Consider the following 17,757-nt stretch of genomic DNA (forward strand, 5'->3'; position numbering starts at 1 on the left):
AGTGCTTAGAAGAACCCCATATTCCCAGCTCGCCAGAAGTAAAATTTAGAGGAATGACTGGCAAAACAGTGCTGGAAACGTGATCAATTTAACACCTTGCTGATTAAGCGTAAAGAAAGTAAAGAAAGTTAGACTTATCCTCCTTGCTTTCATTACGTTTTTAGTTATCGCTCGGCCAATCTAATTTGTTGCCTCTCTTTTCGACACCCTTTTCCCCCTTGGTTTAAAAACCAGTACCAATGTCCGCAACCTGACACCGGCGCACCATCAGTGATACGATGGCGAAAGAAAATGATAAAAACGGTATCAAGCATGTTAGACAATATTATTAGAATTGCCACCCGGCAAAGTCCGCTTGCGCTGTGGCAAGCACGATATGTTCAGCAGCAGTTGAACCGTTACCATCCGGGACTTCAGGTCGAACTGATACCCATGGTGACCCGCGGTGATATTATTCTCGATACCCCATTGGCTAAAGTCGGCGGTAAAGGATTGTTTGTTAAGGAACTGGAATTAGCGCTGCTGGAAGGCCGCGCCGATATCGCCGTTCACTCAATGAAAGATGTGCCCGCTGAATTCCCTGAAAGACTTGGTCTGGCGATCGTCTGCGAACGCGACGACCCCCGCGACGCCTTTGTTTCCAACCGCTATGCCAACCTTGAGCAGCTTCCGGCCGGCGGTTGCGTAGGCACTTCCAGCCTGCGTCGTCAGTGCCAATTGCGCGCCCGGCGTCCCGATCTCATCATCCGTGATTTGCGAGGCAACGTAGGGACGCGGTTAGCCAAGCTGGACGCCGGCGAATATGACGCGATCATTCTGGCGGCGGCGGGGTTAAAACGTCTGCAACTGGAAGAGCGTATTCGTTGCCCGTTAAGTCCGGAAGAATCGCTGCCCGCAGTCGGACAAGGCGCGATCGGCATTGAATGCCGGTTGGACGATCAACGCACCCGCCAGCTTCTTGCCCCGCTGAATCATGCCGATACCGCCTCTCGCGTACTGGCTGAACGGGCCATGAACCTGCGCCTTGAAGGAGGATGCCAGGTTCCTATCGGCAGCTATGCCGAACTGGATGGCGATACGCTGTGGTTACGCGCCCTGGTTGGCTCGCCCGATGGCAAGCAAATCATTACCGCGGAGCGTAAAGGCAATACGTCGGATGCGGAGCGGATTGGCATTGCGCTGGCGGAAGAGCTGTTGGCAAAAGGCGCCCGGGAAATTCTTCAGGCGGTTTATCAGGAAACCCCTTCATCATGACAATTCTGGTTACCCGTCCGTCACCGGCTGGTGAGCAACTGGTGACCCGTTTGAGAAAGCGTGGCTATAGCGCTTATCACAGCCCGCTAATTGAATTTTCGCCGGGCGATGAGCTGGCGCAATTGCCCGCTCGGCTGGCAGCCTTACGCCCCGGCGATCTGATTTTCGCCCTTTCGCAACATGCCATAGACTATGCGGATCCCCTGCTGGCGCGAACCGGCGCAGGCTGGCCGCAAACGCCGGCCTATTACGCCATTGGCCGCGCCACCGCCCTGGCGCTGCATAAAGTCAGCGCCAGGCATGTCGCCTACCCTGAGGGTCGTGAAACCAGCGAAACTTTACTGCAATTACCCGAACTCCAGCATATTAATGGCAAACAGGCACTATTATTACGGGGTAACGGCGGACGGGAATTACTGGGCGCGATACTGGCGGAACGCGGAGCGCAAGTCAGCTACTGCGAATGCTATCGACGCAGCCCCGTTTATTATGACGGACTGGAACAAAGCCGCCACTGGCAGCAGGCGGGGATCGACAGGCTGGTGATCACCAGCGGAGAAATGCTACAACAGATCTATACTTTAGTTCCTGATTACTATCGGGCTTCCTGGTTACTGGGTTGCCAGTTGATAGTGGTGAGCGAACGTCTGGCTGCCCAGGCTCGCCAGTTAGGCTGGCATAACATTCGGGTAGCCGATAATGCCGACAACGATGCGCTCATGCGCGCACTACAATAAACCTGATCATGGGATGTACCATTATGACGGAACACAATACCCCCACAACCCCATCCGAAGAGGTTGCAGAACGGGTTGAACCCGCGCATCAGCAGCAGGAACCCACATCGCAGCCAGCCAAACGCAGCGGTACGGTGCTGGGGGTTATCGCGATTGTGATTGCACTGGTGCTGAGCGGCGGACTTTATTACTACACGCATCAACAGGCCCAGCATGAATCTGTCGCGATTGCGGGTCTGGCGTCTCAGTTAGATACGCTGCAACAACAATACAAGCAGGAACAACAGCAGTGGCGGGACACACAGCAACAGCACGCCAAAGCACAGGATGCCGCCGAGCAGCGCCTTAATGCGCTGACCCGCCAGTCTGATGAAATGCGCGAAAAGCTGGCCGCCTTGTCCGATAACGACACCAGCACCTGGTTGCTGGCGCAGGCGGATTTTCTGGTGAAACTGGCGGGCCGCAAGTTGTGGAGCGATAAAGACGTCACCACGGCGGGCGCATTGCTGAAAAGCGCTGACGCCAGTCTGGCGCAAATGAACGATCCCAGTCTGATTGAAATCCGTCGCGCGCTCACCAGCGACATCAGCGCGCTGGCAGGCGTCAGCCAGATAGATTTTGACGGCATCATCCTGAAAGTGAACCAACTGACCGATCAGGTGGATAACCTGCGTCTGGCCGACAATGATACCGATGAAGCGCCAATGGATGAAAACAGCACCGAGCTATCCGCCTCGCTCAGCGAATGGCGGCAAAACCTCAGCAAAAGCTGGCATAACTTTCTGGCGGAGTTCATCTCCATCCGCCGCCGCGATAGCGCCGCCGAACCGTTGTTAGCGCCCAATCAGGACGTTTATCTGCGCGAGAACATCCGCTCGCGTCTGCTGGTTGCCGCACAGGCCATTCCGCGTCATCAGAATGAAACCTATAAACAATCGCTGGAAACCGCCTCTACCTGGGTCAGAGCTTACTTCGACACCAGCGATCCCAACACCCAGGCATTTCTGGATCAGCTTGATGAATTGAGTCAGCAATCCGTGTCGATGGATGTCCCCAGCGAACTGCAAAGTCAGCCATTACTGGAAAAACTGATGCAGACGCGGGTGCGTAACTTACTGGCGCAGACGCCAGCGACTCAACAGGAGGGCTGAACATGCTAAGGATCTTGTTGCTGTTTCTTATCCTGATCGCCGGCGTGGTGGTTGGCCCGATGGTGGCCGGTCATCAGGGATACGTGCTGATTCAAACGGACAACTACAATATTGAAACCAGCGTCACCGGTCTGGCGATCATGCTGGTGCTGCTGTTTCTCGCTCTGCTGATCGTTGAATGGGCGATCCGCCGTATTTTCCGTACCGGCGCCCGAACCCGCGGCTGGTTCCTGGGCCGCAAACGCAGCCGCGCCAGAAAACAGACCAAGGCGGCGCTGCTCAAGCTGGCGGAAGGCGATTATCGCCAGGTGGAAAAGCTGATGACCCGCAATGCCGATCATGCCGAGCAGCCCGTGGTTAACTATCTGCTGGCGGCCGAAGCGGCGCAACAACGCGGGGATGATTTTCGAACCAAACAATATCTGGAGCGCGCCGCGGAAATTGCCGATACCGACCAACTGCCGGTCGATATTACCCGGGTACGTATCCAACTGGCTCGTCATGAAGATCACGCGGCCCGTCACGGCGTCGACCGCTTGTTAGAGGTCGCGCCCCGCCATCCGGAAGTGCTGCGTCTGGCCGAGCAGGCTTTTTTGCGCACCAGCGCCTACAGCGCGCTGCTGGATATTCTTCCCGCGATGCGCAAAACGCATTTGCATGATGAAGAACGCTTGCTGGAACTGCAACAGCAGGCTTATATCGGCCTGATGAATCAGGCGATGGCGGACGGCGGCAGTGAAGGACTGAAACAATGGTGGAGCAATCAGAGTCGTAAAGTGCGTCATGAAGTGCCGTTGCAGGTCGCCATGGCCGAGCACCTTATCGAATGCGACGATCACGATACCGCCCAGCAAATCATTGTTGACGGACTCAAGCGCCAGTATGACGATCGCCTGATTCTATTAATGCCGCGCCTTAAGGCAGGCGATCCCGATCGGCTGGAGAAAATGTTGCACCAGCAGATAAAGCAGCAGGGCGCGACGCCCTTACTCAACAGCACCCTGGGTCAATTGTTGATGAAGCATGGCGAGTGGCAGCAAGCCAGCGATGCCTTTCAGGCGGCGCTGGATCAGCGCCCTGACGCGTACGACTATGCCTGGCGGGCCGATGCCCTCGATCGCCTTCATCTGCCTGACGAAGCGGCGCAAATGCGGCAAAAAGGCCTTATGCTCACCCTGCAATCCCCCGCGGAGTCACCGCAACAAGGCGCCTGACCGGCGTCTTCAAGCCAAAAAAAACGCTTACCGGCTAACGGTAAGCGTTGAAAAAATCAGGTCTGTAAGACAACAGTGTGGTGCCTCACTCAACGTTATGTCCGAAAAATCCGATGGAGATGCAACATCTTCATCTGGAGTTGGACCATAGGCACCTTAAATTGGCTCTGCGTCATTCCCAGGATTATGAAGCCGAAGCAAACATAGAAGGTGGAATGAGCATCTACGCTTAATATTATGCATTTTTCACGCCATATTTTCAACACCGGCACAAAATAGACAAAGAAAACTGATTACCCACTGAAAAATAATATAATTATTTTTTATAGGTACGCTATCCAACTTGACGACGGTCGCAAGAATCAGACCTGGCTCACACTATTGTCGCCATTCAGAGACGGATTAAACCGGAAAATAATCTATTATTATTTATCAATAGGTTAAATGTCTCCATTTTGAGACACTCAGCACCTCTTCTGTCGTCAAATACCAACACCCGCCGCAGCCAGGGCGAATACGTTATCCGTTAAAAATCCCGCTGGCTCAGTATCGCCAAACGGGCGCGATAGCCATTTCTGATATGCTGACAGGCCGCTTCCTGCGCGGCTTCCCGATCGCGCCGCACCAGAGCATCAACAATCATCTGATGCTCTTTTTTGGCTTCGGCGCACCGCTCAGGCAAGTCATAGGTGGTTCCGCGCAGCAGCGACAGATGAATGCGTAAATTATCCAGCATCTCATTCAGATAGGGATTGTGGGTGGCGCGATAAATCTGGCGATGGAACAAACGATTGTGATCGTGCAACTGCTTACCATCGACGATGTTCTCTTCCACGTTGACCATATTCTGCAACAGAGCGATCTCTTCGTCTGACGCCGACGCGACGGCAAGCTCCATCGCCAGCCGCTCCAATCCCTCACGTACGGCAAATAGCTGGCGCAGACGTTCATAGCTGATTTGCGCGATCATCAGACCGCGCTGCGGCCCCGGCTCGACCAGTCCCAACGTTTCCAGCCGGTGCAACGCTTCACGGATCGGCGTGCGGCTCAGCCCGAATTGCTTTGCCAGCCGGGCTTCCTGTAAACGTTCCCCAGGCAATAGCTCACCCCTTTCAATAGCGGCTATCAGGGTATCAAACGGCGATAAAGCCGCCTCACGATCGGTTAGTTTTAGATTCATAATCCATCAATTAGTGATTTAACAATAAAACAGGCCACCGGCATGGACAGGAAAACCGCCTCTCTGGTGCCTGTGCGGATCGCCCACTGGAGGGTGAGCGCCAGTTAAGTTGAAAACTTTTCAATGTTTGCCCGCCGCAATACGGTTAGCAATATCTTGTATTGCTTATTTTGTTCTTAACTTAGCTAAAAAGCATCTTTGCAGCGATTAACCCTATTGCTATCCTGTTCAGCCACAATGGTATACAAATGAATGCAGAAAAATAAATACCTAATCCGCCTGCCCTCAGGCACCAGACCACCTTCATCGTTAACATCATAGCATTGCGCTTAAGGAGTCACCGCGATGACCACTACTCCCGCGATCCCTCGCGGAGAACAGCTTAGTCAGTTTATCAGCCATGCGTCTCAGCTTCCGATCCCTGCGGCTGTCCTGCACGAAGCCAAACGCGCGCTGATCGATTACCTTGCCGTCGCGCTGGGCGCCGTCAACGATCATGCCGTGCAGAGCGTGCGCCAGGTGGTTAAACGCTGGAATTCCCAGGGCGATGCGCAAATCTTGCTCGGCGGCAAAACCACGCCCGCGCTGGCGGCGCTGATTAACGGCACCATGGCGCATGCCGCCGATTACGATGATACCCATCCGGCTGGCGCCGGACATCCAAGCGCCCCTTGCTGGTCCACCGCGCTGGCGATGGCGCAAGCCTATCAGGCCAATGAACAAGCCGCGTTGATCGCCTTTATTACCGGTTTTGAAGTCATGGCCAAACTGGGCGGCGGCTGGGTGCCTGGCGTGGGCCGCAATCTGCAACGTCGCGGATTCCATCCAACGTCAATCGTCGGCCGGGCGGGCGCCGCCGCCACTGCCGCCTCGATTCTGCAACTGAATCCGCAGCAAATCGCCAACGCGCTTGGTGCGGCGGCCACCATGATGGGCGGGCTTCAGAAATCCTCCGGCACGCACGGCAAACCGTTCCATGCGGGCAAAGCCGCGATGGACGGCATCATGGCCGCGGAACTGGCGGCGGAAGGGTTCACCGCCGCGCATCACTTCTATGAAACCGACGGTTGGGTGAAAATATTTATTCAGGATGGCAGCGCGGAAATTCCTGCGTTGGATTTCGGCCACAGTTGGGAACTGCTCGGCAACGGCTACAAACTGTATGCCAGTTGCCGGGGCACCCACGCCTCAATCGAAGCCGCGCGGTCGCTATATCCGCAGCTTAACGGCCGAAAAATTACGCGCATCCACGCCAAAGTCCACCCGATGGGCATGGTTAACGCCGGGATTGCCAATCCGAAAACGCCGCTGGAAAGCAAATTCAGCATCCCCCACTGCATTACGCTGGCGCTAAGCGGCTACGCGTTGACCGATACCGATTTCACGCAGCAAACCGTTGACGATCCGCGTCCCCGCCAGTTGCTGCCGTCGCTGGATATCGAGGCCGTTGACGGTCAGTCCGCCAGCGCCGCCTTTATCGATATCTGGTTGGAAGATGGCGAGCGGCTGCACGGTGAAACCCAGGTCTATCGCGGTCATCCGCAAAACCCGCTCTCCGAGGCGGAACTCCGGGCGAAGTTCGATACCCTGACCGTACCGGTCTTGGGCACGGCTAACAGCGGCAGACTGTATCAGGCGGCGATCAATTTTGAACAGCCCGGCTCCCTTGCCGTCATCACCGAGATTCTGGCCGGACGTCCATAGCGTCTGCGGCGTCAACCATAACCATGTCGTCCCGATTGGCCGCGATCCCGCCGCTTTTCGGGACTTATCGCAAGATTTGTACAGGAATGTTTTATGACCATTGCCCGCCAGTTTGCCCACAACCTGCTGGAATTTTCCCGCCAGATCTTTCCCGCCGAGGCACTGGCTCACGCCAGAACCGCCATTATTGATACGCTTGGCGTGACGCTGGCCGGCGGCATTCAGGATGGCGCGGAAAAGCTCCGCGCGGTAATCACGCCGTCGGCGGCGGCAGGCCGGAGTCGCGTGTTCGGCACCCAGTTGCGTCTCAACGCGCTGGACGCCGCCTTGCTGAATGGCACGTCCGCCCATTTACTGGATTTTGATGATTCCAACTCCTGGCTACACGGCCACATTTCGGTCGTGGTGCTCCCGGCCCTGCTGGCGCTGGCGGATGAACATCAATCCAGCGGCGCGCAGATATTACGCGCCTACCTGTCCGGTTACGAAGCCGCGGTACGGATGGGAAAGACCGTTAGCCCGTTTCAGTATCGCCACGGCTGGCACCCCACTACCTCGGTTGGCGTCTTTGCCGGTGTGGCGGCCTGTGCCGTCCTGCTCGATCTCACCGAAGAAGAAACCGCGACCGCACTGTCGATTACCGCCTCGCTGGCTTCCGGCATCAAATCCAACTTTGGCAGTCAGACCAAATCGCTGGCGGTCGGCCAAGCCAACCGCAACGCGGTGATGGCCGTGTTGCTCGCGCGTCAGGGATATAGCACCGGACAAACCGCTTTTGAACACCACCACGGCTACTTCAACGTCTACAATCAAGGGCCGGAAAACTATGACTCCACGCCGCTCACCGAAACATGGGATGCGCCCTCTCATATCCTCGATCCGGTAAAAGGCAATACCTTCAAGGCGTTTCCCTGCTGCTACGCCATCCTGTCGCCGCTGGATGCCCTGCTGACGCTACGCGAAGAAACGGCGCTGCCAGCCGACCAGATCGCACGGATTCAGGTCGCCATTCATCCGATCCGTTTCCCGCACATCAATACGCCAAAGCCGGAAACGCCGCTGGCGGGGAAATTCAGCCTGCATTACTGTCTTGCCCGCGCCTGGGTCAGTGGTCAGTTGACGCTGGACGACTTTATTGATGAAGCCGCCTTTAGCGATCCCCTCACCAATGATCTGATGGGAAAAGTGGAACTAAGCTGTCACGATGAAAGCACCACGCACAGCGCCCGGGTAACCCTGATTAGCCGGGACGGCCAGCATTTCACCCGCCATGTGGCGGGAGCGCCTGGCTCAAGCGCAGACAATCCGTTGCCGAAAAACCTGATAGAGCAGAAGTTCCTCGAGTGCGCCAGTAAGGTGATGACGCGCGAGGACGCTCAGGCGTGGTATCAGCGTCTGCTTCAGGATGACTTTGACTAAACGGCCCGATCGGTCGTCAATAACCGCCGCTCCCGCCGGCAAACGTTGTACGAGTCGGGGGGAACTGGCCGCTTCTCATCGCGTTACCACGGGATCGTTATTATGCTTGAACTGATTCCGCCAGAGATATCGCCGCTGTTTGCCGGCATTCTGGTGTTTTGCAGTTTTCTCACTTCGGCCCTTACCGCCGCGCTGGGACTGGGAGGCGGCGTAACGCTGCTGGCGATAATGGGATTAGGTATGCCCGTCAGCAGCCTGTTGCCGGTACACGGCATCGTCCAGCTTGGCTCAAACATGAGCCGTACCCTGATTCAGCGTAGGCATGTGGTATGGCCGCTGGTGCTATGGTTTTTTATCGGCAGCGTCGCGGGCATCACGCTTGGCGCGCCGGTCGCGGTATGGATACCGGACAGCATCGCCAAAATCGCCCTGGCGCTGTTTATCCTGTGGTCGGTGTTTCGTCAGCGCACGCCGCCCAAAAAGGTGAACCGGCTGTATTTTATTCTTGGCGGGGCGATAACCAGCCTCGGGACCATGATTGTCGGCGCAACCGGACCGTTGGTCGCCGGACTGATCGGCTCGCAAGGGCTGACCAAACAACCGCTGATCGCCACCCACGCCACCTGTATGGTGCTGCAACATGGTCTGAAAATCCTGGCTTTCGGCCTGTTGGGTTTTGCCTACGCCAGTTGGATGCCAATGCTGATCGCCATGATTGCCAGCGGCGTGCTGGGCACCTGGCTCGGCACCCGACTGCTGGATAACCTGCCCGAAAGACTGTTTCGCACCGCGTTTCGTCTGACCATGTTTATCCTCAGCACCCAGCTTATCTGGCAGGGTATAAAAGGATGGCTGTAATTCGGGAAGGAAATAACCAAAAAATAGATGGGATATAAATAAAAAATCTATTTTTTCTCGAGTTATCTTCATTGAAGTCAGTTAAAAACACATGCCTCCGCAAGGGCTTTTTCCTTTATCCAATATTCTTCTTTATATATTGAAATTTGCTATTTGCCATTTAGATTCCAGCTTGAGAACATTGGTATACAAAAGAATGCAGTTGATAACTTTTATATAATTTACAACAACTTAACAATATTATTGCTTATCTCAAGGGTTCTTATGTTGAATAAAATACTCGTTTTTACGGCAGTAATGCTGCTAACACTGGGGAATTCACTGCTACCGGCCCACGCGCAAACCGCCGCGACGGGTCATGGTGAAACGTTAAAAAAAATCAAGGCCCGAGGGGAGCTGGTGTGCGGCGTGCATCCCGCCCGACATGGTTTTTCCTCTATCGACAGCAAAGGACAGTGGACCGGTCTGGATATCGACTATTGCCGCGCGCTGGCGGCGGCCATTTTCGGCGATGCCGGTAAAGTTCGCTTTTCCGCCTTGTCTACCGCACAACGCTTTCCGGCCATTCAATCCGGCGAAGTGGATGTGTTATCCCGCAACATCACCGCTTCGTTATCCCGCGACTCTTCACTGGGACTTAACTTCGCCCCGCCAACCTTCTATACCGGCACCGGTTTCATGGTTCGTGCGGATGCCGGCGTGAAGAAAATCGAGGATCTGGATGGCGCAACGATATGTATCACACCGGGCAGCAGCACTGAACATAACGTAGCCCAAATTTTTGCCTCACGTAACCTGCGCTATACGCCGGTGGTGATCGAAAACAACAAAGAGTATGTCGCCGCCTATCTGTCCGGCCGTTGTGATGTGCTGGCCCGCGATAAAGTCGCGCTGCCGGGCGTGCGTGCTTTTGATGCGGAAAATGCCGCCGATCATGTGATTTTACCGGGCATTTACTCCAAAGAACCGTTGGCGATGGCCGTACGTCAGGGCGACGATCAGTGGTACGACATTGTTAAATGGGTGGTTTACACCACGTTTAACGCCGAGGAAATGGATATCACTCAGCAGAATGTGGACAGTAAATTGCAGTCCATCGATCCCGACGTGCAGGCGTTACTGGGCCTGACCGGCGACTACGGTCAAAAACTGGGGCTGGACAATAAGTGGGCCTATAACATCGTCAAACAGGTCGGTAACTACGGTGATATCTATAACCGCTACTTCGGCCCGGACACACCGGCGCCGCTGGATCGCGATCTGAACAATCTGTGGAACAAGGGTGGCTTGCTGTACGGTTTACCCAACCGTTAATCCCGTTCGTCGCGGCGTAAACGAAGGCCCGGCCTTCGTTTACGCCGCGATATTAAGCAGGGAAAGTCAGGTAATAGAGGATGGTTTTTTTGACCGAAATAAAAGAAACACCGATGATGAAGCAGCCAAAAAAGAGCATTAAACCATCCGCTTTTCCGTTATTTTCGGAAAAGTTTTTTGTCTATAAAAATATCGCTATCATCGTGAGTAATAAATCATTCCGCGCATGGTTTTATCAAATCCTGCTTGGCGTACTGATTATTTTATTCAGCTACTGGCTGTATAGCAACGTGGTGGGTAATTTACGATCGCAGAATATTGCGACCGGCTTTGGCTTTCTGCACCATACCGCGCAATTTGAGATTGGCGAAAAACTCATCAGTTACACGGCGCGCGACAGCTATACCCGCGCGCTGGCGGTCGGACTGCTGAATACGCTGTATGTCTCGCTATGGGGGATCGTACTGGCCACCGTACTGGGCTTTTCCGTCGGGATTGCCCGGGTATCAAAAAACTGGCTGTTGGCCCGCATTGCCGGGTGTTACGTTGAGTTGCTGCGCAATGTGCCGGTGATCTTACAGGTGATTTTCTGGTCGGTGGTGATCCGTAATCTACCCAGCCCGCGCGCCGCCATTGAACTCGGTAGTCTGGGCTTTCTCACCAATCGCGGCCTCGCCTTCGCCCTGCCCGCGGCCCATTCCGGCTGGCTGTGGTGCGCTATCGCCTTGTTCACGGCATTGATTATCAGCGCCGTATTGAAACGAGTGGGGCGCCGCCTGCGTGAACATCATGGCCGCATCCTGCCGGTCGGACGGATTGCGCTGGCGCTGATTATCGGCCTGCCGCTGCTGGCATGGTGGCTATCCGGCAGCCCGCATCAGCTCAATCGCCCGGTGTTGAGCGGGTTTAACTTTCGCGGCGGCTTCACCATCAGCCCGGAGTTTACCGCGCTGCTGCTGGGGATTTCCCTCTACGCTTCCGCGTTTATCGCTGAAATTGTCCGGGCGGGCATTCAGTCGATTCCGAAAGGGCAACTGGAAGCCGCGCGTTCGCTGTCTCTATCCCCCTGGCAGATAATGCGCAACATCATTATCCCGCAGGCCATGCGGGTCATCGTCCCGCCGCTGACCAGTCAATTTGTCAGCCTGTCCAAAAACAGCTCTATTGCCGTCGTCGTCGGCTATCCCGAGTTGGCCAATATCGGCAATACCCTGATGAACCAAACCGGCCAGGCGCTGGAAGTGATCGCGATTATGATGGTGGTCTACCTGACGATCAGCAGCGTGACGTCGCTGTTGATGAATATTTTTAACCGCACCGTTGCCATCAAAGAACGCTGAGGAGAGCATCATGTCGTTCCCTGCTTTTTCACTCCCCGCGGCGGCACCCCGGTGGTTCACCGTCTGGCGCTGGATGAAACGTAATCTGTTCAGCAGTCTACCGCAGACTATCCTGACGCTGCTGTTGGCCGCGTTGTTACTGACCATCGGCGACAAACTGCTGCGCTGGGGCATCATTGACGCCGTCTGGCGCACCACCGATCCAGAAGAGTGCCGGGTTGCTGCCGGCGCCTGCTGGGCGGTGATTAGTGAAAAACATCGGCCGATCTTGTTTGGTCTCTATCCTTACGACCAGCACTGGAGACTGGTCATTGCCATGCTGATCTGGTTTTTCACCCTCGGTCTGTCGCTGATGCCGCGCTTCTGGCATTCGCGCATTTTGCTGCCGTTATGGGGCGTGTCAGTCGCTATCATGGCGGTTCTGATGAGCGGCGGTGTATTGGGGCTGCCCCGCGTTCCCTCATCCGAATGGGGCGGGCTGCCGCTCACCATCCTGCTGTTTAGCGGCACCGTCGTCATCGGCATGCCGTTTTCGGTGCTGCTGGCGCTTGGCCGCCGCTCGCCGCTGCCTTTCCTGCGCGGCCTGTCGGTGATCTTTATCGAGAGCCTGCGCGGCGTACCGTTGATTACTATCCTGTTTGTCGCCGTTAATGTCTTTCCGCTGTTTCTGCCTGCCGGGATGGAAGTGAACAAATTGCTGCGCATTATCGTCGGCATCGCGTTGTTTTTTGCCTGCTATCAGGCGGAAGTGATCCGCGGGGGTTTGCAATCCGTGCCGCGCGGGCAGTATGAAGCCGCCGCCGCGCTCAATCTGGGGTACTGGCACACCACCACCAAAATTATTCTGCCGCAGGCGCTGCGTATTTGTTTGCCTGCCATGACCAATCACATTATCGCCGCGATGAAGAACACCTCGTTCGTCATCATTATCGGGCTGTTCGATATTCTCACCGCCACCAGTTCGGTTATGCAGGATCCACTCTGGCGCCGCTATTACCTTGAGACCTATCTTTTTATTTCGGCCATCTATCTGCTGTTTGGCTTTTTGCTTTCGCGCTATGCGCTGTGGGTGGAAAAACGCATCGATGCCAGCCGTAACCCTGAAACATTTAACCACGGAGCTTTGTCATGAGTAGTTCACTTTCCACTGAGCCGGTGATTGAAATCAAATCCGTCAGCAAATGGTACGGCGAGTTTCAGGCGCTGAACAACGTCACGCTGAACGTGGCGAAAGGGGAACGCGTGGTGATCTGCGGCCCCTCCGGTTCGGGCAAATCCACGCTGATCCGCTGCATTAACCGGCTGGAAGAACATCATCAGGGACAGATCCTGGTCAACGGCATCGAAATGAACGACAACATCAGGAATATCAACCGCATCCGCCTGAGCATCGGCATGCTGTTCCAGCAGTTCAACCTGTTTCCGCACCTGAGCGTACTGGATAACCTGATTATCGGCCCGACGCTGGTCAGGCAGATGAAAAAGCAACAGGCGATCGAACTGGCGATGCGTTATCTGGAAAAAGTGCATATTGCCAACCAGGCGCACAAATTTCCGCTTCAGCTATCCGGTGGGCAACAGCAGCGCGTAGCGATTGCACGCGCGCTATGTATGCAGCCGGAAATTATGCTGTTCGACGAACCGACATCGGCGCTGGATCCGGAGATGATTAAAGAAGTGCTGGACGTGATGCTCGATCTGGCTGAAAGCGGCATGACCATGATCGTGGTCACTCATGAAATGGGCTTTGCCAAAACGGTGGCGGACAAGGTGATCCTGATGGCTGATGGCGGCGTGATCGAATCCGCGCCGCCACAAACCTTTTTCAACGCCCCGTCGCACCCGCGTACGCGCCAGTTCCTGGACCAGATACTCAGCCATTAACGGCGCTACGGGCTGTCGCCTGTCGGAGACAAAATCAGGATAGAGGGATTAATTTATTGTATATCAATAAAAAAGATGTCTCTGTCTCACGACAGAATAGCAATCAATGCCGGCCGAATACCGGCATTGCTTGTCAACTCAACGGGACGCCAGCTGTTCCAGACTTTGCTTCGCTATCTGGTACAGGTAGTGCGCAGTTGGGAACAGCGCCCGATCGTCCACCCGGAATTTGGGATGATGCAGCGCATAAGGGCCGCCAGAACCCACCATCATAAAAGTGCCCGGCAGCTTCTGCTGATAAAAGGCGAAATCTTCGCCGATAGGGCTGGCTTCAATGCGCCGCGCTTCAAATCCTTCTTCCGCCGCCACGTTCAGCGCAAAGTCGACCCACTCTGCCGTATTCACCACCGAGGGCGGCCCGGCGTGCCAGAGAAACTCGATTTCAGCGCCAAAGGTGCCGGCGATACCGGCGACGATTTGGCGGAAACGCTGTTCAATCAGCTCGCGCACCTCCTGACTGAAGGTTCTTACCGTTCCTTCTACATAGGCGGTATCGGGGATCACGTTCCAGGTACTGCCGCTATGCACCTGAGTAATCGACACCACGGCGTTGTTATCAGACGGCACGGTACGGCTGATAATGGTTTGAACCGCAGAAATCAGCTGGCCGAGAATAATAATCGGATCATTTCCTTCATGCGGTTTCGCCGCATGGCAGCCTTTTGCCGCGATTTTGATTTCAAAGCGATCGACCCCCGCCGTCAGCGCGCCCTCTTTGCCGCCGATCACGCCAACCGGCAGCGTCGGATCGTTATGAATGCCAAAGATCGCCGCCGCGTTGTCCAGCGCCCCGGTGGCGATGACTTCCGGCGCGCCCAGCCCGGTCTCTTCCGCCGCCTGAAACAGAATACGCACCGTACCTTTTAGTTCCGGTTCAATCTTCTTCAGCAAAATAGCCGCGCCCAGAGCGGCGGAGGAATGGAAATCGTGCCCACAGGCATGCATGACGCCTTTACTGCTTGAGGTGAATTCAACCCCGGACTCTTCTTCAATCGGCAGGGCATCGATATCCGATCGCACCACCACCAGCGGCCCGTCCTGTTGCCCGCCGACTTCGGCCACCAGACCGGTTTTCAGCGGCAAATCGAGTACGCGGATCCCTTCCTTTTCCAATACTTCCCTGATTTTCCTGGTGGTTTCAAATTCCTGATTCGATAACTCAGGATGCCGGTGCAGATCGTGCCGGAATGCCTGGATAAACTGCGCCAGAGGCGCATGCTGAGGTGCTATTTTCATTAATGCTGACTCCACATTATCCGCCCTGATGAACAGAGCTGCCCATTTAACGGGCGTGCAGGTATTTTTTATTTTCCCGGTCAAATATCGTATTCAACCGGCTCGGGTATCTTGGTAAGCTGCCGCAAGAAGCGCTGCGTTTGCGGGTTGTCGGAAAAACTGATCACTTTTTCCGCCGGCCCTTCTTCAACAATGTGGCCGTCCGCCATGAAGATCACCCGATCCGCCACTTCCTGAGCGAATTGCATCTCATGCGTGACGATCACCATGGTGGTGTGGTTCTTCGCCAGCTTCTGGATCACCTGTAGCACTTCATGCACGCGTTCCGGATCCAGCGCCGACGTCGGCTCATCGAACAGAATGGCTTTCGGATCCACCGCCAGCGCCCGGGCAATGCTCACGCGCTGCTGCTGCCCGCCCGATAGCGTTACCGGATATTGCGCCGCTTGAGGCAACAGGCCAACCTGCTCCAATAGCGCAAGTCCAATCTCATTGGCCTGTTTTTTCGGCATTTTCTTCACCACAATCAGCGCTTCGGTGATATTTTCCAACGCCGTCTTATTCTTGAACAGGTTGTAGTTCTGAAACACCATGGCGGTCTGCCGACGCAGCGCATACGCTTCTTTACTCGAATAATGGCGCGTGTCCAGCAACTGCTCGCCGATCTCAATCGTCCCGGCCTCCGGCGTTTCCAACAGGTTCAGACAACGCAGCAAGGTCGATTTTCCTGAGCCAGACGGCCCGATAATCGCGACGACTTCGCCTTTGGCGATATCCAGACTGATATCATTCAATACCACCTGATTACCAAAGCTTTTGGTGAGATTCTTTACACTGATCATTTCAGCCCCTTATCGCTGCAACGAGTGATTCAGTTTCTTTTCCAGTTGCTTCTGCAACCAGGCATAAACAATGATCACCAGCCAGTAAATCAGACCAACAACCAGGAAGGTCTCAAAGAAACGTAACGATTCTGCGGCAATCATCTTGCCTTCCGCAAACAGTTCGGACACACCCAGCGCAAACGCGACCGAGGTATCTTTAATCAGCGAGATGAACGTGTTGCCCGTTGCCGGCAACGCATTCAGCATGGCCTGAGGCAGCACAATCCGACGATAAATCTGCGCCTTGTTCATGCCAATCGATAAACCGGCTTCCGTTTGCCCGAAATCAACCGACGCCAGCGCCGCGCGGAATATTTCCGCCATGTAAGCCGAAGTTTTCAGACTGAAACCAATAATCGCCGCCGACATGGCGCTGAGATCGGATAAGGCGGGGAAAAGCTGCGGCAACCCGAAATAGATGATAAACAGTTGCACCAGCGAAGGGATGCCGCGGAACAGCGAGATATACAGCTCGACCAGTTTAACGACAGGCGTGATCTTGCTTTCCCTGACCAACGCCAGCACCAGGCCGATAATCATGGCGAAAAACATAGAAACGATCGCCAGCAACAGCGTCATGGGCAAATAGAGCAATACCTGGGGAAAGACTTTCAACAGGTAGGCAAGATCGATATTCATGATTAATACCATTGATACCGCCATCGGGCGCGGCACACCGCGCCGATGGCATTAAGATTGTCAGGAAGCGGTCACGTATTAATGAACAGCCGGCGGCGTCGTGATATCCTCGCCAAAATATTTGATCGACAGTTCTTTCAGACGCCCGTCGTCGCGCATTTTGCTCAACTCTTCGTCAAACTGTTTACGCAATGCATCGCCCTGCTCATTCTTGTGGAACGGAAAGCTGACTTCCTCGATAACCAACGGATCGCCCACCAGCTTAAACGCCAGGTTGCGTTTGTTGATTTCGGCCAGCAGGATCGGACGCGAGTTCACGTAACCTTCAACACGTTTGGAAAGCGCATCGTTCATCGCCCCGTCACGCGTTTCATAAGTACGGATATTCACGCTGCCGTCAGCAAACGCCTGCTTCAGATTGTTGATGTGATTCGACCCCAGCACACCCGCCACCGTTTTGCCTTTCAGATCGTCCAGCGTATTGATGTCGGCATTATCTTTGTGGGTCACGATCTGGCTGCCGTAATAGCTGTACGGCTGGGCGAAGTTGTACTTTTCCTGACGGACGGGCGTAATAGCCACCACGTTGGCGACCGTATCCAGCTTGCCGGCTTCCAACTGCCCCATCAGGCCGCTAAAATCGGCGGTTACCCACTCGACCTTGTAGTTCAGATCCTTGGCGATAGTTTCCGTAACCTCAACATCGAAACCGACCAGCTTATTATCCTGCTTGAAGCCGCTCGGATAGCTCTGGCCGGTGGAACCCACTTTCAACACTTTCTGCCCCTGCGCGGCGTTATCCTGAGAATCGCAGCCGGCCACAAGAAAGGCAGTCGTCAACGCTAAAGCGGACAGGGTTAATTTTTTCATTATCATTTTCGTG

The 17,757-nt window shown here is 55.0% G+C and carries 16 protein-coding genes; 11 read left to right on the plus strand and 5 right to left on the minus strand.

All coding sequences use genetic code 11. From position 1 onward, the window contains the following. Positions 1 to 312 precede the first annotated feature (312 nt). The 4 genes from hemC to hemY are packed head-to-tail and all read left to right on the plus strand — an operon-like array spanning position 313 to position 4,356. Positions 313 to 1,254 (plus strand): hydroxymethylbilane synthase, encoded by a 942-nt coding sequence (gene hemC / locus JG725_RS14465; protein WP_199378623.1) that lies wholly within the window; start codon positions 313 to 315, stop codon positions 1,252 to 1,254. After that, the gene (hemD, locus tag JG725_RS14470; protein ID WP_172291378.1) at positions 1,251 to 1,991 is read left to right on the plus strand and encodes a uroporphyrinogen-III synthase; all 741 of its coding nucleotides are present in this window, start codon (positions 1,251 to 1,253) and stop codon (positions 1,989 to 1,991) included. The genes hemC and hemD overlap by 4 nt, the downstream gene beginning before the upstream one ends. Positions 1,992 to 2,014: 23 nt before the next feature. After that, positions 2,015 to 3,142: a uroporphyrinogen-III C-methyltransferase gene (gene hemX / locus JG725_RS14475; protein ID WP_172291379.1), complete on the plus strand. Its 1,128-nt coding sequence runs from the start codon at positions 2,015 to 2,017 to the stop codon at positions 3,140 to 3,142. 2 nt (positions 3,143 to 3,144) lie between these two features. Next, positions 3,145 to 4,356, plus strand: coding sequence for a protoheme IX biogenesis protein HemY (gene hemY / locus JG725_RS14480; RefSeq protein ID WP_199378625.1), 1,212 nt, complete (start codon positions 3,145 to 3,147; stop codon positions 4,354 to 4,356). Positions 4,357 to 4,882: 526 nt separating this feature from the next. Here hemY and JG725_RS14485 read toward each other — a convergent pair. Beyond that, positions 4,883 to 5,536, minus strand: a complete 654-nt coding sequence (locus JG725_RS14485; RefSeq protein ID WP_199378627.1) for a GntR family transcriptional regulator — start codon at positions 5,534 to 5,536, stop codon at positions 4,883 to 4,885. A gap of 345 nt (positions 5,537 to 5,881) precedes the next feature. Here JG725_RS14485 and JG725_RS14490 point away from each other — a divergent pair, with 345 nt between their 5' ends. From JG725_RS14490 to JG725_RS14520, 7 genes are all read left to right on the plus strand, one after another. Continuing rightward, positions 5,882 to 7,240 (plus strand): MmgE/PrpD family protein, encoded by a 1,359-nt coding sequence (locus JG725_RS14490; protein WP_199378629.1) that lies wholly within the window; start codon positions 5,882 to 5,884, stop codon positions 7,238 to 7,240. A gap of 93 nt (positions 7,241 to 7,333) precedes the next feature. Beyond that, a complete protein-coding gene (locus JG725_RS14495; protein ID WP_199378631.1) occupies positions 7,334 to 8,659 on the plus strand; it encodes an MmgE/PrpD family protein in 1,326 nt (441 codons plus the stop codon). 102 nt (positions 8,660 to 8,761) lie between these two features. Further along, positions 8,762 to 9,517, plus strand: a complete 756-nt coding sequence (locus JG725_RS14500) for a sulfite exporter TauE/SafE family protein (protein ID WP_199378633.1) — start codon at positions 8,762 to 8,764, stop codon at positions 9,515 to 9,517. A gap of 264 nt (positions 9,518 to 9,781) precedes the next feature. Then, the gene (locus JG725_RS14505) at positions 9,782 to 10,831 is read left to right on the plus strand and encodes an amino acid ABC transporter substrate-binding protein (RefSeq protein ID WP_199378635.1); all 1,050 of its coding nucleotides are present in this window, start codon (positions 9,782 to 9,784) and stop codon (positions 10,829 to 10,831) included. Between the two features lie 203 nt (positions 10,832 to 11,034). Next, complete coding sequence (locus JG725_RS14510) at positions 11,035 to 12,171, plus strand: ABC transporter permease subunit (protein WP_330529050.1); 1,137 nt, start codon at positions 11,035 to 11,037, stop codon at positions 12,169 to 12,171. Between the two features lie 10 nt (positions 12,172 to 12,181). Then, positions 12,182 to 13,303: an amino acid ABC transporter permease gene (locus JG725_RS14515; RefSeq protein WP_199378637.1), complete on the plus strand. Its 1,122-nt coding sequence runs from the start codon at positions 12,182 to 12,184 to the stop codon at positions 13,301 to 13,303. After that, positions 13,300 to 14,055 carry an amino acid ABC transporter ATP-binding protein gene (locus JG725_RS14520; protein WP_172291387.1) on the plus strand — a complete coding sequence of 252 codons (756 nt, stop codon included), beginning with the start codon at positions 13,300 to 13,302 and terminating at the stop codon, positions 14,053 to 14,055. The genes JG725_RS14515 and JG725_RS14520 overlap by 4 nt, the downstream gene beginning before the upstream one ends. Positions 14,056 to 14,193: 138 nt before the next feature. On the opposite strand, the gene JG725_RS14525 is transcribed toward JG725_RS14520, so the two are convergent. From JG725_RS14525 to JG725_RS14540, 4 genes are all read right to left on the minus strand, one after another. Next, complete coding sequence (locus tag JG725_RS14525) at positions 14,194 to 15,351, minus strand: M20 peptidase aminoacylase family protein (protein WP_172291388.1); 1,158 nt, start codon at positions 15,349 to 15,351, stop codon at positions 14,194 to 14,196. Positions 15,352 to 15,431: 80 nt separating this feature from the next. Next, positions 15,432 to 16,193 carry an amino acid ABC transporter ATP-binding protein gene (locus JG725_RS14530; RefSeq protein WP_172291389.1) on the minus strand — a complete coding sequence of 254 codons (762 nt, stop codon included), beginning with the start codon at positions 16,191 to 16,193 and terminating at the stop codon, positions 15,432 to 15,434. Positions 16,194 to 16,202: 9 nt separating this feature from the next. Further along, positions 16,203 to 16,874: an amino acid ABC transporter permease gene (locus JG725_RS14535; RefSeq protein ID WP_172291390.1), complete on the minus strand. Its 672-nt coding sequence runs from the start codon at positions 16,872 to 16,874 to the stop codon at positions 16,203 to 16,205. 78 nt (positions 16,875 to 16,952) lie between these two features. Then, on the minus strand, positions 16,953 to 17,750 hold the full coding sequence (locus JG725_RS14540; RefSeq protein WP_172291391.1) for an amino acid ABC transporter substrate-binding protein: 798 nt from the start codon (positions 17,748 to 17,750) through the stop codon (positions 16,953 to 16,955). Positions 17,751 to 17,757 lie beyond the last annotated feature (7 nt).

The organism is Brenneria sp. L3-3C-1 (assembly GCF_016456245.1).
Taxonomy (GTDB): Bacteria; Pseudomonadota; Gammaproteobacteria; order Enterobacterales; family Enterobacteriaceae; genus Brenneria.

Coding starts and splice junctions, on each gene's coding strand:
- hemC (WP_199378623.1), top strand. CDS start 313: ATGTTAGACAATATTATTAGAATTGCCACCCGGCAAAGTCCGCTTGCG.
- JG725_RS14540 (WP_172291391.1), bottom strand. CDS start 17,750: ATGATAATGAAAAAATTAACCCTGTCCGCTTTAGCGTTGACGACTGCC.
- hemD (WP_172291378.1), top strand. CDS start 1,251: ATGACAATTCTGGTTACCCGTCCGTCACCGGCTGGTGAGCAACTGGTG.
- JG725_RS14535 (WP_172291390.1), bottom strand. CDS start 16,874: ATGAATATCGATCTTGCCTACCTGTTGAAAGTCTTTCCCCAGGTATTG.
- JG725_RS14490 (WP_199378629.1), top strand. CDS start 5,882: ATGACCACTACTCCCGCGATCCCTCGCGGAGAACAGCTTAGTCAGTTT.
- hemX (WP_172291379.1), top strand. CDS start 2,015: ATGACGGAACACAATACCCCCACAACCCCATCCGAAGAGGTTGCAGAA.
- JG725_RS14520 (WP_172291387.1), top strand. CDS start 13,300: ATGAGTAGTTCACTTTCCACTGAGCCGGTGATTGAAATCAAATCCGTC.
- JG725_RS14530 (WP_172291389.1), bottom strand. CDS start 16,193: ATGATCAGTGTAAAGAATCTCACCAAAAGCTTTGGTAATCAGGTGGTA.
- hemY (WP_199378625.1), top strand. CDS start 3,145: ATGCTAAGGATCTTGTTGCTGTTTCTTATCCTGATCGCCGGCGTGGTG.
- JG725_RS14485 (WP_199378627.1), bottom strand. CDS start 5,536: ATGAATCTAAAACTAACCGATCGTGAGGCGGCTTTATCGCCGTTTGAT.
- JG725_RS14525 (WP_172291388.1), bottom strand. CDS start 15,351: ATGAAAATAGCACCTCAGCATGCGCCTCTGGCGCAGTTTATCCAGGCA.
- JG725_RS14495 (WP_199378631.1), top strand. CDS start 7,334: ATGACCATTGCCCGCCAGTTTGCCCACAACCTGCTGGAATTTTCCCGC.
- JG725_RS14500 (WP_199378633.1), top strand. CDS start 8,762: ATGCTTGAACTGATTCCGCCAGAGATATCGCCGCTGTTTGCCGGCATT.
- JG725_RS14505 (WP_199378635.1), top strand. CDS start 9,782: ATGTTGAATAAAATACTCGTTTTTACGGCAGTAATGCTGCTAACACTG.
- JG725_RS14515 (WP_199378637.1), top strand. CDS start 12,182: ATGTCGTTCCCTGCTTTTTCACTCCCCGCGGCGGCACCCCGGTGGTTC.